Genomic DNA, 19,335 nt, shown 5'->3' on the forward strand with positions numbered 1-19,335 from the left:
ACACCGACAGACGCAGCGCCGATCGAACCGCGCAGAGCAAACGTTGGTTCTATAGCCAGGCTCTCTTCATCCTGTAGAATCGGAGCGCCAATGGATTGGCAGGTCGACCTGGAGGAAGAGACGATGTCGGAGTATCACACAACCGATATGCGAGACCCCACCGACGCGCTGGTCTGCATCATCGACGACGATGAGCAATTGCGGGCGTCACTGGTCGATTTCTTCCAGTCGGTCGGCATCGAATCGGACGCCTTCGAGGATACGAACGACTTCAATCGCCGTGCTGACCCGGAAAGGACCGGATGCCTTCTTCTGGATGTGCAACTGCCCGGTGTCAGCGGCATTGAGTTCCAAAGAAAGCTGTCAGCGGCGGGCACTGAGGTCCCGATCGTGTTCATGACCGGTCATGGCGATGTTTCGACGAGTGTTTCGGCCATGAAAGCCGGGGCGGTCGATTTCCTGTTGAAGCCATTCTGCACCGACGATCTGCTCGTTGCCGTCAACGCCGCCATCACGCGGGGGCGAGAGCAACGCCAGCTGGCGTCCAGGCGCAGATCTGTCGCGGAATGCGCGGCAAGTCTCACGCCCCGGGAGCGCCAGGTGATGGCGTTCGTCACGGACGGCCTGATGAACAAACAGATCGCCTACGAGCTCGGGATCAGCGAAATCATGGTCAAGCTCCATCGTGGCAGTGCCATGAGGAAGATGCAGGCGCGCTCGCTCGCGGACCTGGTCAAGAAAGCCGAACTCCTCCAGTAACTGCCTGCCGGCGGCCAAGAGCGCGCCAAAAAATTCCCGCTCTCCGGCCGCTCGACGCGCCTTCAGCGTCGTGCGTGCTCGACTGTGCGGACCAGCTCCGCCAACGATCTGACCTGCATCTTGCGCATGAGGCTCATGCGGTGCAGCTTGACCGTCATCTCGCTGATCCCCAGCTCGAAGGCGATCTGCTTGTTCATCAGCCCACGGACGACAGCCTGCAGTACTTCGGTTTCGCGCGGCGTGAGCGACGCCATCAGTCCGTCTATGCGGTCTTTTTCCACGGCTTCGTTGCGTTGCTTGCGGTTGAGCTCGATGGCGTTGTCGATCGCCTCAAGAAGGAGCCCGCTGTCGAATGGCTTTGTTATGAAATCGGCGGCACCGGCTTTCATTGCACGCACGCTGGTCGGCACGTCGGCGAAGGCCGTCAGGAAAATCACCGGAAGATGGCTGCCCATGGTCGCCAACTGATCCTGAAGGTCCAGTCCGTTCAGCCCCGGCATTCTGAAGTCGACGAGAATGCATCCCGCCGCATCGGTATCAGCCCTTTCCAGGAACGCCTTGCCGCTGGCAAAGGCGGCCGCTCGCCTGTTGGTCGCGGCAAAGAGGTCCAGCAACGCGTCACGAAGCGCCGGGTCGTCATCGACGACATAGATGACCGGATCGAGGTCGACCGCGATGTCAGGTTGCTTCCGCATTGCGCTTCCTGATTCTTCCGATTTCACACGGCGGGCGGGACGCACGGCCAACCGCTTTTCCCTCAGCCCGGTGTGACGGCCTTGCCTTCGACACCGAGCCGACGGCCATCAGGGCTCGGCCGACAAAGCTCAGCAAACCGTCACGCAAACCTATACCATGGTAAAGTTCACCCCGCGCCCTCTTCGGACACGGCGTCTGGCGAAAACGAGGGCCAGATCGCCTGCGGACCCACAGGTTCTGCCCGTGGCTGGAAACGCAACGCGGCAAGCCCTCGATCTCGTTGACCGACCCCTTCACTCCAGCCTTTCGGACGCGCGACGCCGGCTCAAACGGCAGGGCGAAAACGAATATGCTTCCATGCGGGTCGTTCTGTCTGGCGAAAAGATGTCCCCCGTGAGCCTCCACGATCGTGCGGCAGATGACCAGTCCCATCCCCATGCCCTAACTTCGTCGTGCATATCGGGATCGTCGGGGCTGATCTGGACGCCCTCCTGGCGGGAAATATCCACCATGGTAACCTCCTCGATGAGCGAACTCGCTTCTTGCCATGGCCGGGTCGCGACCGGCACATCCAGATGTGTCAGGCATTTGAGAGCGACACCCTCGCGGACGCCGCTAAGACAAAGCTGCATCAGGGTTTTGCGATTGCTTCAGCCGCGCCACACTGCCGTGTCAATCCACCCTCGCGCAAGATATCTTTGAAGATCCGTTCGACCCGGTTCAAATTCGTGGAGAAGAAGCGTCCTTGGACGTATCGCGAGATACATCGCGACCTCCTGCACTGGGGCGAAAGCGCGGATGATCGTCCACCCGCTGAAGCAGTTGTTACTTTCCAGCGATGTAGACAGTATGGGCCGATCTGGCGACAAGGCAACCCACCCGACACATGTGCGCAGGCACTTCCGCATGTGGGCGCCGTAATAGCCGGCAGCCCACAGGGTTCAATGCAGCGAGGCGCTTGCGGCCCGCCGCTCTTCCTTGTCGTAAAGGGCGAAGCGGTCGACCATGTCGGCGCTGGCTTCGTTGAAGCCGAGCACTTCGACCTCGACGCCGAGACGGCGGAACTTGATCACCACCTTGTCGAGCGCGCCAACGGCGGTGATGTCCCACAGGTGTGCCACGTTCAGATCGATCACCACTTTCTTGGCCGCGTGCGAGTAGTCAAACGCCTGCACGAAGCTTTCGGCAGAGGCGAAAAAGATCTGGCCCTTTACGACGTAGGTCGTGGCTCCGGCGGTCTCCTCCCGTTTCGTCACGCTGAAGAGCTTTGCGACCTTGCCGGCGAAAAAGATGCCGGAGAGAAGCACGCCGGTCACGACGCCCTTGGCGAGATCATGCGTCGCGACGACGGTTGCGACGGTTGCCAGCATGACGACGGACGAGGGCAACGGATTGCGCCTAAGGTCGAGGATCGAACGCCAAGAGAAAGTGCCGATCGAAACCATGATCATCACCGCGACCAGTGCCGCCATGGGAATGATGCGGACGAGATCGTTGAGAACGACAATCAGGAACAAAAGGAAAGCTCCTGCAACGAACGTCGATAGCCGACCGTGGCCGCCTGACGTGACATTGATGACGGACTGGCCGATCATGGCGCAGCCGCCATACCGCCGATGAAAGCAGAGGCGATATTGCCCGCGCCTTGGCCGATACATTCCTGGCTCTTGTTGCTCGGCGTATCCGTCATGTCGTCGACGATCTGCGCAGTCAGCAGGGATTCGAGAAGGCCCACGGCTGCAAGCGTCACCGAATAGGGCAGGATGATCTGAAGGGTTTCGAAGGTGAGCGGCACGAGCGGCAGCGTGAAGACGGGCAGCGACGAGGGAAGTTCACCAAGGTCGCCAACAGTGCGCAGGTCCATGCCCGTCCACCGGACGATGAGCGTGAGCACGATGATCGAAATGAGCGGCGAGGGCACCGCCCTCGTGACGAAGGGGAAGAGATAGATGATCGCCAGTCCGGCGGCGATCATGAAGTAGGTCTCTACGGGCACGCCGATGAGCTCCGGCAGCTGGGCCATGAAGATGAGGATCGCCAGTGCGTTGACGAAGCCGGTGATGACCGAACGGGACACGAAGCGCATCACCCGGCCGAGCTTCAGAATGCCGGCTGCAATCTGGATGATGCCCATCAGGATCGTGGCGGCAAAGAGATATTGAAGCCCATGTTCCTTGACGAGGGTGACCATCACCACGGCCGTTGCAGCCGTTGCCGCCGAAATCATGCCGGGACGGCCGCCGGTGATGGCAGCGACGCAGGCGATGGCAAAGGAAGCGTAGAGGCCGACCTTGGGGTCCACGCCGGCGATTACCGAGAAGCCGATGGCTTCCGGAATGAGGGCGAGGGCGACGACGATGCCAGAAAGGATGTCGCCACGGATGTTGGAGAACCACTCCTGGCGGTAGTTTGAAAAAGCTCGCATGGGAAAATTTCACAGTTGAATGCAACGGGCCGAGGGGACACGGTCCTGTGGGTACAGAGGTTGCGTTGCTGTGTTGTCTGGCGGATCGGCGGCCAGAAGAGCCACCCGGAGTTTCACCGGGTCCATGTGGATGTGTTCTGCTAACCCAAACATTGGCGCGACGCAACTTGGCATCGCAGTGACGCCGTCGTTTCCGCAATGCGTAGTCGGCTCAAGACGCGGCATCGGCGTCCACCTGGACGTCATCGGCCGAACCTAACAGCGGGTCAACCACCATGATCTCGCAACTGAGCAGCCCCGCGTCCTCCAGCCGTTCGAGATCGGGCAAGTCGCGCAGCATCTCGGCGAAAAGCCCCGCCCCTCTTCCCTGTCATCTTCATTCATCTTAATCCAGCTTGTTTGCGTGGAAGCCAGTACCTTTGTCAGCTTCTGAACGTCAAAGTTGAGCAATACGGTAATGTTCTGACGCTAATACGCAAAGAACGGTGTGAAAACGCATTGAGTACGAAGCAAGGCTTCTTACCCCTCTGAATTAGGGGGGTCGGCAAAGCCTCACCTGCACAATCCCTGGTCACGCCGCGCGCTCGCTCGGAGCGGTCCGGTTTTGCGCACGACCGCTTCTGCGTTTGCCTTATAGGTCCGTTACCGGAGTTGAGTATGTTCTTGCGCTACCCAGGAAGTAGTCGCTAGATCTTTTTCCGGATTTTGAGGGCCCTTATGGCCGTGCAACGGCCTCGGCCGAATCCAATTCGAGGATCAAAAGCAATCCGATGACCAGAACTTTCTCTCTTTCACGCGATCGCATTTCCGTACTTCTGCTGGAAGGCATCAGTCAGAGCGCTGTGGATTACTTTTTATCTTCAGGTTACGTCAATCTGACCCATCTGGCGAAAGCGCTGAATGACAAGGATCTCAAAAGTCTGATAGCCGAGGCGCATATAGTCGGCATTCGTTCGCGTACCCACCTGACAGATGAGATTTTCAGTTCCGCCAATAAGCTTATGGCCGTTCGATGTTTTTCTGTCGGGACAAATCAGGTCGACCTGGATGCAGCCCGCAGACGTGGGATCCCCGTATTCAACGCACCCTACTCCAATACACGCTCGGTCGCCGAGCTTGTGATCGGTGAGATCATCATGCTGACAATGAGAATCCTTCCGCGTTCGGCTTCTGCCCATGAAGGAGGATGGGAAAAATCCGCTGACGGCAGCCGTGAAGTGCGTGGGAAAACGCTCGGAATCGTAGGCTACGGCAATATCGGCTCGCAGCTTAGCGTACTTGCGGAAAGCATGGGGACGTTCGCTATTTTGATCCTTCAGACAAGCTTCGCCACGGCAATTCAGAATCCATGGCGTCACTCGGTGAACTGCTTGAAATTTCAGATTTCGTAACGATGCATGTTCCTGAAACAAGTTCGACTCAAAACATGATAACCGAGGCCGAACTGCGCAGGATGAAGAGGGGAGCCTTTTTCATCAACAATTCCCGCGGCACGGTGGCGGATCTTGAAGCGCTTGCGAAGTATCTCGAATCTCGGCCGGCTTCTCGCTAGCTGGCGCCGCTCGGAGCGGTCGCTCAAGGACAGCCCGATCAGCCCGGGGAGAAGGGTCGATGCTAGAAACAGGGCTCCGAGGCGTCACGCACTACCGGGCGGAAGGCCAAACCAACCTCAACGCGCTCGGCGTTGATCGGCTGGTGCCGCTCCAGCCATTGCGCGGCACTAGTCACGCTCCGGTCGTCAAGGATATCGACAACCGAACGGCGCTCCAGGTCGACGATCGCCGTGCCGTAGCGCCAGTATCGCCGCCAATTCCAGTCATCTATGCCAACGATCCGGATCGTGGCGTCGCAACGCGCGAGCGCGGCATCCCGCTTCAGCTGCCGCAGGATCGTGTCGTCGCTGACAGCCATGCCGAGCCGTCGCATCAAGTACTGGCCAGGAAAAATGCCGAACCTTGGTCCGGTAGCGGAAACACCCACCTGTCATCAGCGGTCGAGCCGGACACCCAGGACTTTTTGCCCCTGGGCCGGCGACCATTTCGTTTTCCTTTGCGTGCCCGGCCATAGCGGCATCATGTCTAACGCTGAGTAAACCACACAAAATGAGGAAGACCCCGTTTAAATGCACAGCAGTTGAGGGCCGGCTCCACCGTTTCGCGAATAGCAATCCCGGAAGCACATTTTTTTGATTGCCGACGCAGATTTATTTGTTTTATTGGAGTATATAATGCAAAAATCCGATCTGGTGGGACAGAATCTGTCCCTTCGAAATAGCGGACGTCAATGTTAGATGCTTGATACCAGTAATCTCAGTTCCTTACAGGTCGAAGTCGCTCGCAAGCTCATGCCGATCATTCATGCCGGGCGATGGTCGGTCGGTGAGAAGATCTCCGACGCGGCCCTTGCGCGCGAGTTCGGAATCTCGCGCACACCTGTCCGTCAGGTGATGCAGTTTTTCGCCGAAAAGGGCATCATCGCACAAACGGAAAACCGGGGTTTCACGCTGATCCGTCGGCCCGCACCGGAAGAAAACATCGATGAACTCGTGCCGCCGTCAGAGGTAGACTCGCTGTACAAGCGCATCATGCACGCCCGCGCAAACGGCCAGATCGGAAGCGAGGCGTCGGAGAGCGAGCTTCTGGAGCATTTCAACACCTCCCGCGGTGTCATACGCCGCACGTTGGCGCGGCTGTCTGCGGAAGGCCTTGCCGAACGGCGCGACGGGCACGGATGGCGCTTTGCCGAATGCCTCGACAACCGGCAGGCCGTGAACGAAAGTTATGCCTTCCGAACAATCATCGAATGCGGCGCAGTCACGGAAGACACGTTCCGCGCCGATCTCGAGGAGCTTGCGGCCTTGGAGGAGGCACAGCGCGCACTTCTCAATGCGCCGCTCCCCTCGATCGAGGGCTCGGCGTGGTTCGAAGCCAATGCGCAGTTTCATGAAACGGTCGTCTCATGGTCGCACAACCGGTTTCTCGTCCAAGCGATCCGGCGGCAAAACAGCCTGCGTCGGATGACCGAATATGCGGAATTTGCCGAATTAAGCGAGGCGGGCGTGCGCAAGGCGGCACGCGATCACCTAGCCATTCTCGACGCGATCAAGGCCGACGACCGAAAGCTCGCCTCGGCAATCCTGTTCCGTCATCTCAGCCGTTCCTGGGCCGGATCCGAGAGCCACGCCGAAAAACGCGGAGACTGAGGGGAAGGAGTATGGAACCACGCACCTTCTGCCGCAATCTCTGCATCGACCGAGTCGAACCGTTGGCCGGCATGGGCGCCGCCCCGAAGCGTTATGTCCTCCTGCACTGGCCAAGGAAGCACTGGCGCGTTCCCAGAACACAATCGCACCTGATGCCGGACGACCTCGGCAACGCCATTCTGACCGCGAATGCGGCCGGCATTCACGTCGCCCTTGTCGACGGTGACGAAATCGCCTTTTCTCATGATGGCCTTATCCGTAGGCAGGTTACTCCGCATGAGGCGAGCGATCTGCTGTCGCAGCTGGCCGATGGCGGCTCGCTCGATGGGGAGCCGGACCCGCGCATCGTCGTGGTCTGCTGCACGGACGGCAAGCAGGATCCGTGCTGCGCGCGATATGGCTTTGCCATGTGGAAGGAATTGCGCACCCGGGCCGATCCCGCGCAGTTCCGTATCTTGCAGTCCACGCATCTTGGCGGCTGCCGCTTCGCCGCATCGGTCGTCGTTCTGCCGCAACGCGCGCGCTACGGCAGGCTTGAGCCCACGCAGATAACCGATTTTCTCACCTGCCTTCGCGATGGAGTGCCTTTCTTGCCCGCCTATCGGGGTAATCCGGCCCACGACGCCCCTCGTCAGGTTGTCGAGCACGCGGTACTTCTCTGGGCCGCGCGGCACGGATTTTCAGGTGATGTTGTGCTCGAGGATGAGACCCCGAACATACCAGAAGCCATCGTGTTCGACTGCGGTGCGACCATCGCGGGACACCATATGCGCGTACGCGCGGAAAACGTGGTGTTCGAGGTGAACACGCGATGCGCAACACTCGACACGTATGGCAGCCCAGCGCGCATCAGACGCTGGGTTACCATGTCGGTGGATGCCTCCGCGGACGAAACAAGCCCGCGCCTTCTCCCTGATAACGCCGAATAGAGGTGCCTATTTCGAAATGCCGCCGTCGGGCACCGAGGCGAGAACCTCGGAGAAGAATGCCTTGACCGGCCCCTGTATGCCGGTTCCATCATGGCTCATGCCGGGTACAGTATCGAAACGCGCCTCGACGCCGATCGCCAACAGACCCTTTTCCAGGGTTCGCAGGCGTTCCACCCGTGTTGCCCCGCTATCGTTGATGCCTTCGAGCCAGAAGGGAGATTGCGGCCCCACCGTCACGTCCCAGGTTTCGATATCCTGGTCACCGATGACGAGCTGCACGGCCACACGGCGCATGCCTTCCACATCGAACGGCCGGTCAAAGAGCTCTTCCATTCCCTTGACGCCGACCCACCACGTCGTCCGATCATCCGGAAGCGTGACGGTACCCGGCGCGCCAACAGAGACGGCGCGAAGACGGTCGGGGTGGAGATAGAAAAAACGATGGGCAAATTGCGCCCCGCCTGAAAAACCGTGCATCAGCACCTTGTCTTTCGCCACCCGGTAGCGTGCCGCAAGCTCTTCGATCATGTCCAGCAGGATCAGGTCATAGCGGATGCCGTTGTAGATGATGTGCTTGTAATTGTGCAGGTCTTCCGAGTCGTTGATCGCAGCCGGAAAAAGAGGCGCCAGCAGCACGCACTGATGGTTCTCGGAAAAATCGATAAACTCGTCGCGCAGGATGTCGGCGTCGCGCAGGCTGCCATGGACGAGAACGGCCAGCGGATGGACTTGCTCGGCGCTCGGATCGTATCCCGAGGGAATGTAGCAACACCAGGAAAAGCGCTGGTCCATCCGCGATGCAAAGATCGGCGTGCGGCCCCGCCGGTAAAAGTTCAACTGTTCTGCCTTCTCATCTTTCGGCACGATCAATCCTCCGTCGTGTTCGTTCGTCACTGCGCGACCGCATAGTCGGCAAGTCTTCTGTTCATTCGCGCGAGAACCTGCTTCAGGCCGGCATAACCCTCCGTGCGTTCGCGCGTGGTCTCATCCATGTAAAGCCTGCGGTTGATCTCGAACTGAACGCTGTGGCGATTGTGCGCCGGGTTCGAGTAGGCGGTGACCAGTTCGGCGCCGCGGAACGGCCTGTTGAGCGCCACCTCGAGCCCCTCACCCGCCAGGGTTTCGGCGATCAGTGCGACGAACTCCCGAGAGGCTGCGGTTCCGTGCATGTCGCCAAGGCAGATATCGGCGCGCGCCGTGCCTGCCGGATCCGAGGATATCGCGTGGCCAGTCGCAGTCATCGAATGGCAGTTGATGTGATAGACCCGCCCGAAGCGGGCATAGACCCCGTTGAGCAGCGCTGCCAGTTGCTGGTGGTAGGGCTGCCAGTAGTGGCGAATGCGGTCTTCCGCTTCGCGCACGGAGATCGGCTCGGCATACATCGGCTCATCACCCCAGGCGAAACGCCACATCAGGCCCATGCCGCGTTTCGCGGTCGGGCTGGCGCGCACGGGGTGGGGCCATTTTCCGCTGACGATCTCGGTATCCATGTCGAGCAGCGAGCGGTTCACATCAAGGAAACTGCGCGGAAAATGAGCTTTGAGCAGCGGGGCCCCGATCATCGATGCGGACGCAAACAGATCGTCGACATGCGTGTCCGCAGCAACGCGCACGCGCTCCGCCGAAACGGCAGGCTTGAAATCGGCGGGCAAGTCCAACCCGCTATGGGGACTGTCGAACACCATCGGCACCAATGGCGTGCGCGGCGCGATCACCGACAGCACCCCTGCAAGCGTCAAATCCTGAAATTCATCGAGCATCGACATGATCCATTCTATTCGTTGCTGGCTGCGGGCCCCAGGCGCGCACTCACTTTTTCGACCGCGCGCGTGATGTCGCCGAGTTTCTCGCCGCGTGCGAGCCGCTCCATCGTGCGGGCGACGCGCGCCTCACGGGCGATGCAAACGGCCGCGATCTCAGCCGCCTCATCGGGCGGCAGGACGACGACGCCGGATGCATCCGCCAGCACGATGTCGCCCGGCAGCACCGGCACGCCACCGCAGGCCACCGGCCGGTTGAACGTTCCGCCGAGATCCAGCTGGCGGGTAGTCACCGCAGAAACGCCACGGCACCAGACGGGCAGGCCCTCGTTCAAGATTTCCGCCACATCCGTGCAGGGTCCGTCGATGACGACGCCGGCGATACCGGCTTGTTTTGCCGCCCGCGCCACTGCGCCGCCAAGGCAGGCGTGACGGGTGTCGCCCAGTCGATCTATCACCAGCATGTCGCCGGGGCGCAGGTGGCTGAGCGCGTAGTGAAGCAGGGTCGAGCACATGGCAGGCAAGGCGAGCGTCACCGCCGTGCCGACCCGCGCCCGCTGCCCTCGGTCGACCGGCAGGACCCCACCATCCATGAACCCGGTGTAGCGAAGATGACCAACGCTGGCGGTTTCGATTTTTTCCAGTTCTTCCAGCAGCCCCGATGATGCGGACGTGGGCATGGGTTCAACGCGGAATTCAGGCATTTTTTGCTCCTTCTCCGACTGCGGCAAGGGATGGGGTGACCGCGTTGCGCGGATCAAGAACCACGAGATGGCGCATCAGACGCGCCGTGTGACCGACGATATGATTGCTGATTGCCCTGCCCTTTTCCGCACTTGCCAGGGAGGCAAGACCGCCGAGCATGCCGTTCGCGTCGACTTCGTCGCAATCAAGCGGGATTTGCAATGGCAGATCCTCGAAACGGCTGCCGGAGACGCCACCGATCGGAAGGCCGAAGACCGTGCCGCGCGGCGTTGGCTCGCGCATCAATTCCGCCCGGACCAGTTGCGGGAAGAGATGCATATAGACCGATGTCATCGGTTCGCCGCCGTGGCCGCGCACCGACTTGGCATCAGCACCGTAGAGCTCCGTCCACAGGCTCTCCGGGATAATTTGCCAAACGTTCAGCGATGGAATGAGAACGCCGCGCTCGCGCCGGATCTTGCGGCACACCTGATCGATCAACGCTGCGTTGGTCGTGTGGCCATTGAAGATCAGGAGCCTTTCATGCGCGTGATCGAGGAATGAGGAAAGCACGTCTTCGAGCACCCGGCAGAAAGTGTCGGCGCGCAACTGAATTCCTCCCGCCATGGCGCGGAAGAAATCGGCATAGCCGAAGGGCAAGGTGGGGGCACAAAGGCCGTCGCCGGCCTTGGCGCTCAGCTCCGCCAGCCGTTCCGTCAGCATAAAATCGCCCATCGGCGCGTGAGGCCCCTGCACTTCCTGCGAGGCCAGCGGTATGAGAACGATGGCGGGCCGCTTCATCCGGTCAGCGAAAGCCGCATGGCTCATCCGGGCAATGGCGACCGGACCAACCTCTGGGTCATTGTGGTCATCCATGCTCTTTTTCCCTTGTTATTGCCGTCCGCGCGGCAAGGCGGCCGGCGAGATCAGACAAGGCCAGTTCCGAAGAATTGACATTCACCTGCCGCGTCAGACGCAGCTCGCCATCACGAAAATACAGCCGGACAGTGTCGCGGAAGGCCGTCTCTACGAAGATCCAGTCCATCTCCAGCACACGTTCGCCCGCCGTTGCCGAAAGCCAGCGCGCGCAGGCAAGGACACGTAAACCCGCCTCCGGCTGGTAGGAATGGTGCAGGCGCGCACCAGGCATGGTCGTCACCGTTTCAAGGAAGCAGCCGAAGCCGGCTATGACCTCATGAGTTCCGCCCGCATCGCACAGCACAAACCGCACCGCGCTTGTCTCCTGCGCGATTAAAACCCGCTCGACCGCTTGGTCGTTCGGCATCATCTCATAGAGTCCGCACAACGCGTCGGCTGCCGGGTCGCTGCGCGCGATACCAGGGCGGGTCTTGAGCCGAAGCCCCGCAAGGCGCGCCTTCAGCGTCTCAGCGGTCTGCCGCCCCGCGCCGGCTCCAAGCGCTGGACGCAGCCCCTCATAGATCAGCGCATGGACGCGACGGTCGCTGTCGTCAAGGCCGCCCGTGAAAGCAACGACGGCCTTCTCGTTCGGAAGCACGATGCAATACTGCCCGAACAGGCCGTTGGCGGAAAAACTCTCATGCGGACCGCGCCACCACTGATAGCCGTAGCCCTCCCGGCGGGTGGCGGGTGGGCCGTCGACCTCGTTTGGTCCCAGATAGTGATCGCCGGTAAAGACGCCGAGGACGACGTCGCGCATTTGCATGCCCGTTGCCTCCCGCACCCATTTGCGCGGCAGAAGCTGGCGTCCCTGCCAGGCGCCGTCCTGTAGATGCAGGATACCGAGCTTGAGCATGTCGGCGCTAGTGCAGCTCAGGCCGTTGCCTCCCGTGTTGACGCCGTCAGTGCCGACATCCCAGGTCATGGCTGCTGACATGCCCATCGGCCCGAAGATGCGTTCGCTTAAGTAGTCATGGATTTGCCGCCCGGTGACCTGTTGGACGATGGCGGAAAGCATGTAGCTGGCCGCGCTGTCATAGACGAATACATCGCCGGGCGTGAAAGGCGTGGGTTGATGCAGGAAATCCTCGATCCAGCTCGAACGCATCCGCCGCCAGGAGCCGCCAGAAATGCCGCGCGCGTGCCCGCTGGTCATGGTCAGGAGGTGGCGGACTTTCATGGCCCGCAGGTTGGTTTCCATTGGCCCCGAAAAGCCAGGAAAAAAACTGACGACGGCATCGTCCACCGAGAGCAGACCATCGGCCACCGCCAGCCCAACCGCCATGGAGGTAAAACTCTTGGTCACAGAATGCATCATATGCGGGCGGGCGGCGGCATAGGGCGCCCAATAGGCATCGGCGATCAGGGCGCCATCCTGCCAGATGAGCAGGCTGTGCATTTCGATGCCCTGTCGCTCGATGTCGTCCAGCAGGCCCAATAAGATGGCGGGGTCGGTTCCGCGCGACTGAGGGGTGGCGCGCGGCAGGTCCTGGGTCATATTTCCTGTCTTCATGGCAATGCTTCCGCCACAGCATTATCGGTGGGCGCAAATCGCCAGTTCAGCGAGACGCCGGTTGCCGTGCGGGTGAGCGTGGGAATGGCCGAGAGTAGTGCACGGGTGTAATCGGAACGCGGGGTATCGAAGATGGCATCGCGGCCGCCTTCTTCAACGATCGCACCATCGCGCATCACCACAACCCTGTCGGCAAGCTGTTCCACGACCCCGAGATCGTGGCTGATGAACAGGCAGGAGAAGCCGTAGCGGCGCTGAAGATCGGCCAGAAGCTCCAGCACCTTGGCGCGCACGGTCACGTCGAGCGCCGAAACCGCTTCGTCTGCGATCACGAACTGCGGACGCCCCACGACGGCACGGGCAATGGCCACGCGCTGGCGCTGGCCGCCGGAAAGCTCGTGCGGAAAACGCTCTAGGTAGCGGCCATCGAGCCCCACTTCATCCAGGACGGCACGCACGCGCGCTTGCTTGGTTGTCTTGTCCGTCACAAGATCGTGCCTCAGCGTTTCCGCAACGATGTCGCCGATCTTCATGCGCGGATCGAGCGAGCCGAAGGGGTCCTGAAAAATCATTTGGCAATTGAGCCGATAGTGACGCCAGTTGGGGCCCCCAGGCTTGACCTCCTCGCCGGCGAAAAGGATCTGGCCTGAGGAAGCCGGCGTCAGTCCCGCGATACAGCGACCAAGCGTCGTCTTGCCAGAGCCGGACGCCCCGACCAGCGCGACGATCTCGCCCGGGCGCACGAAAAGGTTCACGCCATTCAGCGCCTTCTTCGTAGCCTTGCGCGCCAGAAGACCCGTCTTCACGGGATACTCGACCTGGAGATCGCGCACTTCGACCATCGGCTGCGCGCCGGCGTCGATTTGGCGTGAAGGGCCGCGCGCCGGCATCGAGTGAAGCAGTTCCCTCGTATAGTGATGCTTGGGCCTTGAAATGATGGCGGCCACCGGCCCCTGCTCGACGATCTCGCCCTGACGCATCACGATGATGCGGTCGCAGTAGCGTGCTACCATCGGCAGATCGTGGCTGATCATCAGAAGCGCCGTGTTCTGGCCGCGTACCATTTCCAGCATCAGTTCCAGGACCTCGCGCTGAACGAGGGCATCGAGCGCGGTGGTCGGCTCGTCTGCGATCAGCAGGGCGGGCTTCAGGAGCATGGCCGAGGCCAGCATGATGCGCTGACGCATGCCGCCGGAAAACTGGTGCGGAAAGGCCGTCAACGCCGCTTCGGGATCGCGGATCTTCACCCGGTCGAGAATTTCGAGAATACGGGCACGCCTTGCTGCAGCGTCCAGTTGCGCATGCAGCTTCAGCGGTTCCTCCAACTGCTTGCCGATGCTCATGGACGGGTTGAGCGAGGTCATCGGCTCCTGAAACACCATGCCAAGGCGCCGGCCGCGCAAGGCGCGCAACTGACGGGGCGAAAGTCCAGGCACCGAAAGACCCTCGAAGCGGATATCACCGCCGGCGATGGCAATGGGCGGCGGCTGGAGGCCCATGAGGCTACGCGCCACCATGGTCTTGCCCGAGCCGGATTCGCCGACGATGCCAACGATTTCGCCGGCACCGACGCGCAAGGAGACGTTGCGGACAATCAGGTGACCGGCACTGCCGCTCATGCCCAGACTGAGGTCATCGACCTCAAGGAGAGGCTGGTTCATCAGATTACAATCCTCTCATGCGGGGGTCGAAACGGTCACGGATGGCATCGCCGAAAAGATTAATGCCGAGCAGGGTGAGCGAGATGCACAGGCCGGGGAAAATGCCAAGCCATATGGCTTCCGCTATGTGCGGGCGGGCGCTGGCCAGCATGTTGCCCCAGGTTGGCGCCGGTGGCGGCACACCGAGGCCGAGGAAGCTGAGCGCACTCTCCGTCAAAAGCACGGAGCCGAACATGGACGTGGCGAGCACGATGACCGGCGCAAGGCAATTGGGCAGGATGTGGCGGAACATCGTATACGCAGGCGAATTGCCCATGATCCGCGAGGCTTCGATGAACTCCCGCTCCCTGAGCGACAGCACCGAGCCGCGTACGACGCGCACCATCGAAGGCGTATAGGCCATGCCCAGCGCGAGAATGATGCCGTACATGTTGGCACCCGTGATCGACAGCAGCGCCAGCGCGAGCAGCATGCTTGGAAAAGCGAGCAAAGCATCGTTGAGCGCCATGATCACGCGGTCGGTCCAACCGCGGGCATAGCCGGCGATAACCCCGAGCGTGACGCCCGCAGCAACCGCCAGGAAAACCGTGGTGAGGCTGATGGAGACGCTGCTGCCTGCGGCCGCCATAAGGCGCGAAAGCACGTCGCGCCCGAACTCGTCGGTGCCCAGCCAATGTGTCGCGTCCGGCGCCTGCAATTTGGAGCGCAGTTCGATACGCAAGGGGTTGAAGGGCGTCCAGAAGCGTCCGACGAGCGCGGAGCCGAAGAAGCAGGCCAGAAGCATGCCGCCAAGAATGCGGTTTTGTTGATGCCGTCTCATTCTGCAGTCACTCTCGGATCGAAAAGGGGATAGAGGAGGTCGACCAGCAGGTTGACGAACAGGTAGGTGACCGCGACGAAGAGCAGGCAGCCCTGAACAACCGCGTAATCGCGGGCATAGATCGCATCGATGATCAGGCGTCCCAGCCCGGGGATGGTGAACACCGTTTCGACCACGGCGACGCCACCGAGCAGATTGCCGAGGATGAGCCCTATCAATGTCCAGGTCGGACCGAAGGCGTTGCGCGCCGCGTGCCGGAGCAGCACCGCAGTTTCGCTGAGCCCCTTGGCGCGCGCATGCGTGATGTAATCGAGCCGCAATACGTCGAGCGTCGAAGCACGGGCCATGCGCACGATGATGCCCGCCTCATGCAACACCAATGTCAGCACCGGCATGATGAGATAGAGCAGGCCCGCGACGGGATTGTCGGCGATGGAAACATAGCCCAGGACCGGCAGCCAACCGAGCTTCAGCCCGAGGGCCAGGAGGATCATCAGCCCCAGCCAGAAGGTGGGAATGGAAAGCAGCAGGGTCGACATCGCGACGATGGCGAGATCGAGGCTGCTGTTCTGTCGCCAGGCGGCGAGCATGCCCAGCGGCACGGCAACGAGCACCGAAAGGCCAACGGCGATGAGCACCATTTGGGCGCTGGTGGCGAACCGGTGCAGGACCAGATCCAGGACCGGTTGTCCGTTCAGGACGGATCGGCCGAGATCGCCCTGCACCACATTGCCGAGCCACAGGGCGAACTGGGCCGGAATGGGACGATCCAACCCCATGGCCTGCCGGGCCGCGGCAAGCGCGTCGGCATCGGCCAGATCGCCAAGCATTAGGCTGGCCGGATCGCCGGGGATGAGCCGGATGAGACCGAACACCGCCACAGAGACGATAAACAGCGTGGGGATTGCTGACAGCAATCGGGACAGGGCGAACTTCAGCATGTCTTTATCCAGCAGCCGGTCTTATTCGCTGCGCTCGACGCCCCAGAAGCGGGCGAAGCCCTGCCAGGTGCGATAGCCCTTGACCTTGGGACCGGAGACGCCCACGTCCAGACCGTTGGCCAACATCACCAACGGTACCTGGTCGAGAAAGCGGGCGTGAAGATCATCGAAGATCGCCTGGCGTTTGGCCGGGTCGGCCTCCTGCAGCGATTTGTCGACCAGTTCGCTGACCTGCGGATCGTCCCATACCGCATTGACCTTCTTGGCTTTCGAGCCAACCACCGTCTGATAGGCCAGCCCCGGATCCGTACGGTTGGAGTAATTGAACGCCATGATTTGATATTTGCCGCTGTTGAAGCGATCGAGCTGGCTTGCCCATTCCAGAACTTCGATTTCCGCATTGATGCCGACGGACTGAAGCATCGCCTGCGCGATGACGGCGGTATCGTAATTGATCGCCGAGCGGCGGTTGGTGAGAATGTTGATCTTTTCGCCGTTGTAGCCCGCCTCCTTCAGCAGGGCCGGAACCGCGGAAGGATCGTAGGCATAGCCTTTGTCCTGTGCGGCCGTATGGTAGAAGGAACTTGTCGCGACCAGCGAGTTGTTCGGCACACCAAGGCCGTAGGTAACGGATTCGACGATCTGCGGCGTATCGAGCGCAGCAATGACGGCCCGGCGCATCGCAACCTTCGACATCAGCGGATCGGCGGTCTGGAACAACATGGTCACCAGACCTCCATGCGGCGCGGCAACCACGGTGAAGTCATTTTCGTCCTTCAGCTTCGCCGCCTCGCTCGGCGGCAGATACGGCAGAACATCCAGCGCGCCGCTGCGCAGCCCCGCCACTGCCGTTGCCGTATCCGGCACCACCACATATTTCACTTCATCGATCAGGACTTCCTTGCGGCCACCGTAGCCGTCCGGCTTGTCACCGGTGATCGAGTAATCGGCGAACTTCTTTAGTGTCAGGCCCTCGCCTCGCTTCCACTCGCCGAACACGAATGGTCCGGTGGCCACCGGTGCCCTCCAGGTGCCGTCTTCGTTGAAAGAGGCGCGATGCACGATCCCGGCCGAGCCGCATTGGGCCTGCGCCATGTAGTTCAAAAGCATGACATTGGGGCGGTCGAGTCGGATGACGATCGTATTGGCGTCCGGTGCATCTATTCCTTCCACCTTGGCGTCACGGCTACCGTCGAAAAAAGTCTTGCAGTTGTATTCTGGATCAGTCAGCAGTTTTTCCAGGCTTCCTTGGACATCCGCGGCCGTCATCGTCGCGCCATTGTGGAATTTTACGCCCTGGCGCAGCTTGAACGTATAAGCCTTGCCGTTCTCGGAGACCGTCCAGCTCTCGGCAAGCATGGGGCGGATCTCACCCTTTTCGTTTGCGGCAACCAGACCCTCCACCACATTGAGCATGACGGAATCGGTCCCCGCGTCACGATTGATCCCGGGCTGTGAACTGCGAATATCGGCGGTGATCTGAACAGTCAGCGTCTTGGCGGCGGCCAGGCCGGGGACGACGAGAACGATAGAGGACATGAGTGCGCAAAGGAGTGGACTATACGGTGTCATAAGCTCGCCCTTTTGTTTTATTTTGCTGAAAAAAACATTTCATACCCATAAAACATAGTCAAGCATGTTTCCGTATGGTTTATGAAAACATGTCCACTATAGAGGGTGCGGGGTTCGCGCCGCCCATGGAGAAGCACGTGAAGCTCGATTCCATCGATCTGCGCATCATCGAGGCGATGAGGAGCAATGGCCGTTTGACAAAACAGGCTCTTGCCGAAGCGGTAGGCCTCTCGGCAACACCGGCATGGACGCGCCTCAAACGACTTGAGGCCAGTGGCGTCATCACCGGCTATCATGCGCGTGTCGCCCGGAAGGCGGCCAATCCTTCCGTTCGGGTATTGATGGAAGTGACCCTCGCCAGTCATCGCCATGCCGATTTCAAGCGGTTCGAAGCAGTGGTAGACCAAGTGTCGGAAATCGTTTCCTGCTGGTCGGTCGGCGGCGGCGTCGACTATTTTCTCACCGTCGAAACGGCGGACATCGACAGCTACCAGCGACTGGTCGACCGGTTGCTTGGCATGGAAATCGGCATACAGCGCTATTTCACCTATATCGTCACCAAAACCGTCAAGGATCGGGTGGACTGAAAACGACCTAAAACAAAGCCCGGACGGACTGCGATCTGGTCATCTTCAGTCCAACCTCACGGCGCCTTATCTGCGATGTTCGTGGTCGTTTCAAAAGACAGCCGAGGACAGATGCAATGAGGAAGGCCCGACTGAGCCCCCGCGAGAGGCGGCATGCCGCGGTCGACACCTTAAGGGACCACAGCCTTCTGCGAGAGTTGGCCTATGTCGCCGGGCGCTGGATGGCCGGGTTGATGGATTTCCCGGTGAACGATCCTGCCACCGGTCAGCAGGTGGCGCGCGTCACCAGCATCGATGCCGATGGCACACGCGAAGCGATTTCGGCCGCCGCGGCAGCCTTTCCCTCTTGGCAGGCCCTGCTGCCGCAGGAGCGCGCCGCCGGTCTGCGGCGCTGGGCAGCGCTCATGTGCGAAAACCGCGACGATCTCGCCCACATCATGGTGCTGGAGCAGGGCAAGCCGATCGCCGAGGCACGCGGAGAGATCGACTACGCTGCGTCCTTCCTCGACTGGTACGCCGAAGAAGGCAAACGGCTGAATGCCGAAAGCGTCACCAGCCACCTTGCCGGCGCTGAGATGATCGTGCGCCGAGAGGCGCTCGGCGTCGTCGGAATCGTGACGCCCTGGAACTTCCCCTCGGCCATGGTGACGCGTAAAACCGCCGCAGCGCTTGCCGCCGGGTGCACGGTGGTGGCCCACCCGTCCAGCGAAACGCCGCTCTCGGCGCTGGCGCTGGCCGAACTCGCGGAACGAGCCGGCATTCCCGCCGGCGTGTTCAACGTCGTCACCGGCGATGCCGCGACGATCGTTGGGCAGATGAGCGCGGACAAGCGCTTGCGCGCCATGAGCTTTACCGGGTCCACCGAGAT

The 19,335-nt window shown here is 61.0% G+C and carries 16 protein-coding genes, 3 pseudogenes and 1 other annotated feature; of the genes and pseudogenes, 6 read left to right on the forward strand and 13 right to left on the reverse strand.

Annotated elements, in window-relative coordinates:
- Window positions 1–123: 123 nt before the first annotated feature.
- Window positions 124–759: a response regulator transcription factor gene (locus ABIE33_RS30090; protein WP_429131900.1), complete on the forward strand. Its 636-nt coding sequence runs from the start codon at window positions 124–126 to the stop codon at window positions 757–759.
- A gap of 62 nt (window positions 760–821) precedes the next feature.
- Here the strand turns inward: ABIE33_RS30090 and ABIE33_RS30095 are convergent, their stop codons facing one another.
- The 3 genes and pseudogenes from ABIE33_RS30095 to ABIE33_RS30105 all read right to left on the reverse strand — a co-directional run bounded on the left by ABIE33_RS30095 (window position 822) and on the right by ABIE33_RS30105 (window position 4,220).
- Window positions 822–1,454 carry a response regulator transcription factor gene (locus ABIE33_RS30095; protein WP_429131850.1) on the reverse strand — a complete coding sequence of 211 codons (633 nt, stop codon included), beginning with the start codon at window positions 1,452–1,454 and terminating at the stop codon, window positions 822–824.
- Between the two features lie 942 nt (window positions 1,455–2,396).
- Window positions 2,397–3,880, reverse strand: a pseudogene (locus tag ABIE33_RS30100) (SulP family inorganic anion transporter).
- Window positions 3,881–3,951: 71 nt separating this feature from the next.
- Window positions 3,952–4,007: a sequence feature (sul1 is cis-regulatory element that is thought to sense ions involved in sulfur or methionine metabolism; They are found in Alphaproteobacteria), on the reverse strand.
- A gap of 84 nt (window positions 4,008–4,091) precedes the next feature.
- On the reverse strand, window positions 4,092–4,220 hold the full coding sequence (locus ABIE33_RS30105) for a hypothetical protein (protein WP_429131852.1): 129 nt from the start codon (window positions 4,218–4,220) through the stop codon (window positions 4,092–4,094).
- A gap of 430 nt (window positions 4,221–4,650) precedes the next feature.
- Between ABIE33_RS30105 and ABIE33_RS30110 the strand changes: the two are divergent.
- A pseudogene (locus ABIE33_RS30110) lies at window positions 4,651–5,411 on the forward strand (NAD(P)-dependent oxidoreductase); the annotation flags it as partial.
- A 155-nt stretch (window positions 5,412–5,566) separates the two neighbouring features.
- On the opposite strand, the pseudogene ABIE33_RS30115 reads toward ABIE33_RS30110, so the two are convergent.
- Window positions 5,567–5,830: pseudogene (locus ABIE33_RS30115) on the reverse strand (ISL3 family transposase); the annotation flags it as partial.
- Window positions 5,831–6,170: 340 nt separating this feature from the next.
- Here ABIE33_RS30115 and ABIE33_RS30120 point away from each other — a divergent pair.
- Together ABIE33_RS30120 and ABIE33_RS30125 are read left to right on the forward strand one after the other, a co-directional pair.
- Window positions 6,171–7,082: a GntR family transcriptional regulator gene (locus ABIE33_RS30120; protein WP_429131854.1), complete on the forward strand. Its 912-nt coding sequence runs from the start codon at window positions 6,171–6,173 to the stop codon at window positions 7,080–7,082.
- 11 nt (window positions 7,083–7,093) lie between these two features.
- A complete protein-coding gene (locus tag ABIE33_RS30125) occupies window positions 7,094–8,011 on the forward strand; it encodes a sucrase ferredoxin (protein WP_429131855.1) in 918 nt (305 codons plus the stop codon).
- 6 nt (window positions 8,012–8,017) lie between these two features.
- Here ABIE33_RS30125 and ABIE33_RS30130 read toward each other — a convergent pair whose 3' ends face one another.
- Genes ABIE33_RS30130 through ABIE33_RS30170 form a run of 9 tightly spaced genes read right to left on the reverse strand, consistent with a single transcriptional unit; the run spans window position 8,018 to window position 17,847 of the window.
- The gene (locus tag ABIE33_RS30130; protein WP_429131857.1) at window positions 8,018–8,875 is read right to left on the reverse strand and encodes an alpha/beta hydrolase; all 858 of its coding nucleotides are present in this window, start codon (window positions 8,873–8,875) and stop codon (window positions 8,018–8,020) included.
- 26 nt (window positions 8,876–8,901) lie between these two features.
- Window positions 8,902–9,777: an N-formylglutamate amidohydrolase gene (locus tag ABIE33_RS30135; RefSeq protein WP_429131858.1), complete on the reverse strand. Its 876-nt coding sequence runs from the start codon at window positions 9,775–9,777 to the stop codon at window positions 8,902–8,904.
- A gap of 8 nt (window positions 9,778–9,785) precedes the next feature.
- Window positions 9,786–10,475: an RraA family protein gene (locus ABIE33_RS30140; RefSeq protein ID WP_429131861.1), complete on the reverse strand. Its 690-nt coding sequence runs from the start codon at window positions 10,473–10,475 to the stop codon at window positions 9,786–9,788.
- A complete protein-coding gene (locus tag ABIE33_RS30145) occupies window positions 10,468–11,331 on the reverse strand; it encodes a creatininase family protein (RefSeq protein ID WP_429131862.1) in 864 nt (287 codons plus the stop codon). The genes ABIE33_RS30140 and ABIE33_RS30145 overlap by 8 nt, the downstream gene beginning before the upstream one ends.
- Entirely contained in the window at window positions 11,324–12,886 is a 1,563-nt protein-coding gene (locus tag ABIE33_RS30150; RefSeq protein ID WP_429131864.1) for a serine hydrolase domain-containing protein, read from the reverse strand. The genes ABIE33_RS30145 and ABIE33_RS30150 overlap by 8 nt, the downstream gene beginning before the upstream one ends.
- Complete coding sequence (locus ABIE33_RS30155) at window positions 12,883–14,547, reverse strand: ABC transporter ATP-binding protein (RefSeq protein ID WP_429131866.1); 1,665 nt, start codon at window positions 14,545–14,547, stop codon at window positions 12,883–12,885. The genes ABIE33_RS30150 and ABIE33_RS30155 overlap by 4 nt, the downstream gene beginning before the upstream one ends.
- Window positions 14,548–14,551: 4 nt before the next feature.
- Window positions 14,552–15,367: an ABC transporter permease gene (locus ABIE33_RS30160; protein WP_429131868.1), complete on the reverse strand. Its 816-nt coding sequence runs from the start codon at window positions 15,365–15,367 to the stop codon at window positions 14,552–14,554.
- Window positions 15,364–16,308 (reverse strand): ABC transporter permease, encoded by a 945-nt coding sequence (locus tag ABIE33_RS30165; RefSeq protein ID WP_429131871.1) that lies wholly within the window; start codon window positions 16,306–16,308, stop codon window positions 15,364–15,366. The genes ABIE33_RS30160 and ABIE33_RS30165 overlap by 4 nt, the downstream gene beginning before the upstream one ends.
- A gap of 21 nt (window positions 16,309–16,329) precedes the next feature.
- Entirely contained in the window at window positions 16,330–17,847 is a 1,518-nt protein-coding gene (locus ABIE33_RS30170; protein WP_429131873.1) for an ABC transporter substrate-binding protein, read from the reverse strand.
- Window positions 17,848–18,017: 170 nt separating this feature from the next.
- On the opposite strand from ABIE33_RS30170, the gene ABIE33_RS30175 reads away from it, so the two are divergent.
- Window positions 18,018–18,467, forward strand: a complete 450-nt coding sequence (locus ABIE33_RS30175; protein ID WP_429131875.1) for an Lrp/AsnC family transcriptional regulator — start codon at window positions 18,018–18,020, stop codon at window positions 18,465–18,467.
- 116 nt (window positions 18,468–18,583) lie between these two features.
- A partial coding sequence (locus ABIE33_RS30180) for an aldehyde dehydrogenase family protein (protein WP_429131877.1) occupies window positions 18,584–19,335 on the forward strand: 752 nt, incomplete at its 3' end.

It is taken from the genome of Ensifer sp. 4252 (genome assembly GCF_050434565.1).
Taxonomy (GTDB): Bacteria; Pseudomonadota; Alphaproteobacteria; order Rhizobiales; family Rhizobiaceae; genus Ensifer.

Bases quoted from the DNA above. Each gene is read 5' to 3' on its own strand.
- ABIE33_RS30090 (WP_429131900.1), top strand. From the start codon at position 124: ATGTCGGAGTATCACACAACCGATATGCGAGACCCCACCGACGCGCTG.
- ABIE33_RS30095 (WP_429131850.1), bottom strand. From the start codon at position 1,454: ATGCGGAAGCAACCTGACATCGCGGTCGACCTCGATCCGGTCATCTAT.
- ABIE33_RS30105 (WP_429131852.1), bottom strand. From the start codon at position 4,220: ATGCTGCGCGACTTGCCCGATCTCGAACGGCTGGAGGACGCGGGGCTG.
- ABIE33_RS30120 (WP_429131854.1), top strand. From the start codon at position 6,171: ATGCTTGATACCAGTAATCTCAGTTCCTTACAGGTCGAAGTCGCTCGC.
- ABIE33_RS30125 (WP_429131855.1), top strand. From the start codon at position 7,094: ATGGAACCACGCACCTTCTGCCGCAATCTCTGCATCGACCGAGTCGAA.
- ABIE33_RS30135 (WP_429131858.1), bottom strand. From the start codon at position 9,777: ATGTCGATGCTCGATGAATTTCAGGATTTGACGCTTGCAGGGGTGCTG.
- ABIE33_RS30140 (WP_429131861.1), bottom strand. From the start codon at position 10,475: ATGCCTGAATTCCGCGTTGAACCCATGCCCACGTCCGCATCATCGGGG.
- ABIE33_RS30145 (WP_429131862.1), bottom strand. From the start codon at position 11,331: ATGGATGACCACAATGACCCAGAGGTTGGTCCGGTCGCCATTGCCCGG.
- ABIE33_RS30150 (WP_429131864.1), bottom strand. From the start codon at position 12,886: ATGAAGACAGGAAATATGACCCAGGACCTGCCGCGCGCCACCCCTCAG.
- ABIE33_RS30155 (WP_429131866.1), bottom strand. From the start codon at position 14,547: ATGAACCAGCCTCTCCTTGAGGTCGATGACCTCAGTCTGGGCATGAGC.
- ABIE33_RS30160 (WP_429131868.1), bottom strand. From the start codon at position 15,367: ATGAGACGGCATCAACAAAACCGCATTCTTGGCGGCATGCTTCTGGCC.
- ABIE33_RS30165 (WP_429131871.1), bottom strand. From the start codon at position 16,308: ATGCTGAAGTTCGCCCTGTCCCGATTGCTGTCAGCAATCCCCACGCTG.
- ABIE33_RS30170 (WP_429131873.1), bottom strand. From the start codon at position 17,847: ATGTCCTCTATCGTTCTCGTCGTCCCCGGCCTGGCCGCCGCCAAGACG.